Origin of the sequence: Streptomyces sp. NPDC006743 (assembly GCF_040703815.1) — a bacterium.
Lineage (GTDB): Bacteria > Actinomycetota > Actinomycetes > Streptomycetales > Streptomycetaceae > Streptomyces.
On sequence record NZ_JBEYJA010000127.1, the window covers coordinates 1 to 4,523 of the forward strand.

Annotated in this window: 4 protein-coding genes; 2 read left to right on the forward strand and 2 right to left on the reverse strand. The window is 72.0% G+C overall.

Translation table 11 applies throughout. The annotated features are described in order from the left end of the window. On the forward strand, positions 1-752 hold a 752-nt coding region (locus tag ABZ719_RS37270; protein ID WP_366729607.1), incomplete at its 5' end, for a DMT family transporter. A 197-nt stretch (positions 753-949) separates the two neighbouring features. Here the strand turns inward: ABZ719_RS37270 and ABZ719_RS37275 are convergent. Together ABZ719_RS37275 and ABZ719_RS37280 are read right to left on the reverse strand one after the other, a co-directional pair. Beyond that, positions 950-2,152 (reverse strand): acyl-CoA dehydrogenase family protein, encoded by a 1,203-nt coding sequence (locus ABZ719_RS37275; protein ID WP_366729608.1) that lies wholly within the window; start codon positions 2,150-2,152, stop codon positions 950-952. A gap of 24 nt (positions 2,153-2,176) precedes the next feature. Then, complete coding sequence (locus ABZ719_RS37280; RefSeq protein WP_366729609.1) at positions 2,177-3,733, reverse strand: AMP-binding protein; 1,557 nt, start codon at positions 3,731-3,733, stop codon at positions 2,177-2,179. Positions 3,734-3,887: 154 nt separating this feature from the next. Between ABZ719_RS37280 and ABZ719_RS37285 the strand changes: the two genes are divergently transcribed. Continuing rightward, complete coding sequence (locus ABZ719_RS37285) at positions 3,888-4,484, forward strand: helix-turn-helix domain-containing protein (RefSeq protein ID WP_366729610.1); 597 nt, start codon at positions 3,888-3,890, stop codon at positions 4,482-4,484. Positions 4,485-4,523: the final 39 nt, after the last annotated feature.

Sequence of the window (4,523 nt, forward strand, 5' to 3'; positions counted from 1 at the left end):
CCACCGGAACCACCGCCCTGATCGACGGAGTCCAGCCGCTTGTCGCCGGCGCGCTGGCCGGACCGCTGCTGCGTCAGCACGTCTCACGCCGGCAGTGGGCCGGACTGTGGCTGGGGCTGGCCGGGGTCGCCACCGTCACCTCCGCCGACGCGGCGGCGGCGGGCTCCGACGTCGCCTGGTGGGTGTACCTCGTGCCCTTCCTCGGCATGCTGTCCCTGGTGGCGGCCACCCTCCTGGAAGGCCGCTCACGCGAACCGGTCGCGCCCCGGGCGGCGCTGACGATCCATTGTGTGACCAGCGCCGTCCTCTTCTCCGGGGTGGCGCTCTGCAGCGGAGCGGCGGTCCCGCCCGCGTCCGCCTCGTTCTGGGCGGCGACCGCCTGGCTCGTCGTGCTGCCCACCTTCGGCGGGTACGGACTGTACTGGCTGATCATGCGCCGCAGGGGCATCACCCAGGTCAACACCCTCATGTTCCTCATGGCCCCGGTCACCGCCCTGTGGGGCGCGCTCATGTTCGGCGAGCCCTTCGGCGTGCGGACCGCCCTCGGACTGGCCGCCGGTCTGGCAGCCGTGGCCGTCGTCCGCAGCGGGGCGGACGCCTCCCGCTCGGCGCGCCCGATCCGGCGCCGGCCCGGGCGACCGGCCGGTCAGGCCGCCGTCGAGGCCGGCGACGCGGGCGCCGCCACGAACGGCAACAGGACGCCGGCCGGCTCGTCGGGGACTTCCTCCGCCGGGTCGACGCGGCGCCGGTGAAGTGGTGACCTGACGTGGGTACGCCGTCCGGCACCACCGGCGCTGGGCCCGACCTGGCCATCCGGTGGTGCCGGGTACGCGGTGCGGCACCACCGGCGCTGTGCCCGACCCGGCCGTCCGGTGGTCCCGGGTACGTCGTGGTCCCCGGTACGCCGTGCGGCACCACCGGCGCTGGGCCGGGCCCGGACCCGGCCGGGTCAGTGGTCGAAGGCCAGGATCCTCGCGATGCCGTTGCGCTGGATCTCGGACGTGCCGGTGAGGATGCGGAACATGCGGATCTTGCGGAAGAGGTACTCGATCTCGTTGCCCTGGGTGAGCCCTTCCTTGCCGTGGATCTGCACGGCCTCGTCGAGGATGCGGAAGGCGGACTCGGCGACGAACAGCTTGCACATGAAGGCCTCCGCGGGCACCTCACGGCCCGCGTCCAGCGCCGCCAGCGCGGCATACGTCATGGAACGGGCGGCGTAGAACTCCGTGGCCATGTCGGCGACCTTGTGCTGGATGGCCTGGAGCATGAGGAGGGGTTGCCCGCCGGCCGCCTTGCGGGTCCGGGTGCGCTCCAGGGTCAGGGCGAGAGCGCGGCGGGTGGCGCCGAGGACGGTGGGGCAGTGCAGGAGGCGGTTGGTGGTGACCCGGCCGAGCGCGATGCGCATGCCCTCGCCCTCCTCGCCGAGGAGGTTGGCCGCCGGGACGTGGCAGTCGTCCAGGACGATGTCGCTCTCGATGTGTTCGCCCGACATGGGGGTCGCCCCGTCCTCGACGCGGCACCCCGGGCTGTCCAGGTCCACGAGGAACGCGGAGAACCGCGGTTTCTCGCCCTCCCGCTCTCCGGTGCCTGCCATCCGGGCGACGACGATCGCGAAGTCGGCGAAGGGACCGGCCGAGGAGAAGACCTTGTGCCCGGTCAGCCGGTAGCCGTCGCCGCCGGCATCGCGTACGGCGACCGTGCGCATGGAGCGGACGTCGGAGCCGGCGTCGGTCTCGGTGAGGGAGAAGCAGCACGCCCGTTCGCCGCGGATCAGCGGCAGCAGGTACTTGTCCAACTGGTGTTCGGTGGCGTGCTTGAGGATGTCGCCCGCGCGCAGGGGGCCGCCCATGTCACCGAGCACGCTGTGGCCGAGGACGCGTGAGCTGGCGCCGATCTCCTCCTTGAGGGCGGCGAGCTGCGTGTAGGTGAGATTCTGGCCGCCGTACTCCTCGGGCAGATGGATGCCGTAGAAGCCCAGTTCGCGGCTGCGGCGCCAGACCGGTTCGAGGTCGGCGCGGGTGAGACGGCTGGCGGGGGTGAGGCCGCGCTCGCGTTCGTAGTCGGCGAGTTCACCGTCGAGGTAGTCGCGCAGGCGGTCGACGAGTCCTGCGGTGCGCGGGTCGTCGTGGGCGGGGCGGAGGGAGAAGGTCACGGCGGAACTCCGAACAGGGTGGGGTCAGTTGACGCGGCGGGCGGCGTGCGCCCAGAAGGGTTCGCGTACGGTCTTGCGGTCGAGCTTGCCGTTGCGGTTGTGGGGCAGTTCGGGCACGAAGTCGACCGAGCGCGGCTTCTTGAAGCGGTCCAGCCGGCCGGCGCAGAAGGAGATCAGTTCCTCGGCAGTGACGGTCGTACCGGCATGGGTGACGACGACGGCCTTGACGGCCTCGCCCCACTGCTCGTCGGGCACGCCGACGACACATGCCTCCTGGACGGCGGGGTGTTCGTACAGGGCGGCCTCCACCTCGGTGCAGTAGATGTTGAAGCCGCCCGAGATGATCATGTCCTTCTTGCGGTCGACCAGGAAGAGGTAGCCGTCCTCCCGCATCCATGCGAGGTCACCGGTGTGCACCCAGCCGTCGCGGAAGGTCTGCGCCGACAGCTCCGGCTCCCGCCAGTACTCCCTCACGCAGTCCGGCCCCCGCACGATCACCTCGCCGACCTCGCGCGGGCCCAGCTCCCGGCCCGACTCGTCGACGACACGTATCTCGGTGTCGTAGGACGCACGGCCGCACGACTGGAGCAGCTCGGGGTCCTCCCGCACGGCGCGCGCGATCTCCTCGCTGCTCAGGCCGGCGACCACGCTGGTGGTCTCGCCCAGCCCGTAGCCCTGGGCGACGACCGGGCCGAAGAACTCCACGGCGTCCCGCAGCCGCTGCGGCGAGACGGGCGCGCCGCCGATGCGCACGCTCGTCAGCGAGCGCAGGTCGTGGTCGGCGGCGCCGGGATGGGCGAGCACCATGTTCAGCATGGCCGGCACCAGGAAGGTCGCGGTGATGCGTTCCTTCTCGACAGTCTCCAGGAAGCCGCCTGGGCTCCAGCTCGGCAGCACATAGGTGGTCGAGCCGCCGAACACGCCGGCGAGCAGGCCCATGCCGGTGGCGTGGGTGATGGGGCCGCAGGCGAGGTAGCGGGTGCCGGGGCGGGGGCGGGACTCGTCGGCCATCAGCTGCTTGCGCATGTTGGCGAGGCGGTTGCCGACCGTCTGCACCGCGGCCTTGAGCGCGCCGGTGGATCCCGAAGTGAAGTTCAGGACGCAGGGGTCGTCGGGGTCGACCTCGACGCGGACCGGTGTGCCGTCGCCTTCGGCCAGCAGGTCGCCGTAGGAGACCTCGCCGGGCTGGGCGCCGTCCAGGGGGACGGGCAGGCATCCGGTGCCCGCCGCGGCGATGGCCGCGAGGGCGTCCTCGCGGTGGGCCGCGTCGTAGACGAGGGCGCGTACGGGGGCGTAGCGCAGGATGTGCTCGATCTCGCCGGTGCCGAGCCGGGCGTTGATCGGTGCGCGGGTCAGACCGGCCTTGTACAGCGCGAATTCGACCTCCACCAGTTCGCCGCGGTTCCAGGCGAGGGAGGCCACCGCGTCGCCGGGGCGCAGGCCCCGGCCGGCCAGGGCGGTGGCCAGGCGGTCGGTCGCCCGGTCCAGGTCGGTGAAGGTCCAGACGCGGTCCCCGCAGACGAGGGCGGGGGCCTGGGGCCAGTAGCGAGCGCTGCGCGAGAGGTAATTGCCGAGGTTCATGAGGGCCTACTCGGTAGAGGACGTCCAGAAGGAATTTACATACCGCTCAGTAACAGACAGCTTGTTCAGTAACGTCTCTCCTGTCAAGGGTCTTCTAGACTGACCCCCGCATGCGCCACCGCGGCCGTGCGCGACGATCGACGAGGAGGGGTGCATGGCGGAGGACAGGCGGACCAGACGTTCACGCCGGGCTCTGGGAGACGCCCTGGTGGAGCTGGTGCTCGAACGGGGCTTCACGGCGCTGACCGTGGAGGACGTCACCGAGCGCGCGGACGTGGCCCGCGCGACGTTCTACGCGCACTTCCGTGACAAGGAGGACCTGTTCGCGCGCGTGACCGCTGACCTGCTCGCCGAACTGTCCGAGCGCCTGGCCCCCGTGGTCGCTGACAGCGCGGTCGGGTTCACCGGCAAGCCGGTCCTGGAGATGCTGCGGCACGCCCGTGAGCGGCGCGATCTCTACCGGATCGTGCTGCGGGGCGAGGGCGACGGCAGGCCCTTGCAGATGTTCGTCGACGCCTGTGCGCGGGCCACGGCCGAGGAGTTCCGCGCCCGCGCGCAACGCAACGCCGTACAGCCGCGCATCGATCCCGAGCTGCTGGCCCGGGTGTGGGTCGGGGAGCAGATCGCGGTGCTGCGCTGGTGGGTCGAGCAGGACACCCCCGCACTGCCGGCCGAGGAGGTCGTCCGCATGCTCCTCGACCTGGCCCTGCACGGGCGCTACTGGGCCAGCGGCTTCGAGTCGCCGGCCTGAGCCCCGCTCCCCTCCCCGTCGCCCGGCTCAGCCGGCCCG

Bases quoted from the DNA above. Each gene is read 5' to 3' on its own strand.
- ABZ719_RS37285 (WP_366729610.1), top strand. From the start codon at position 3,888: ATGGCGGAGGACAGGCGGACCAGACGTTCACGCCGGGCTCTGGGAGAC.
- ABZ719_RS37280 (WP_366729609.1), bottom strand. From the start codon at position 3,733: ATGAACCTCGGCAATTACCTCTCGCGCAGCGCTCGCTACTGGCCCCAG.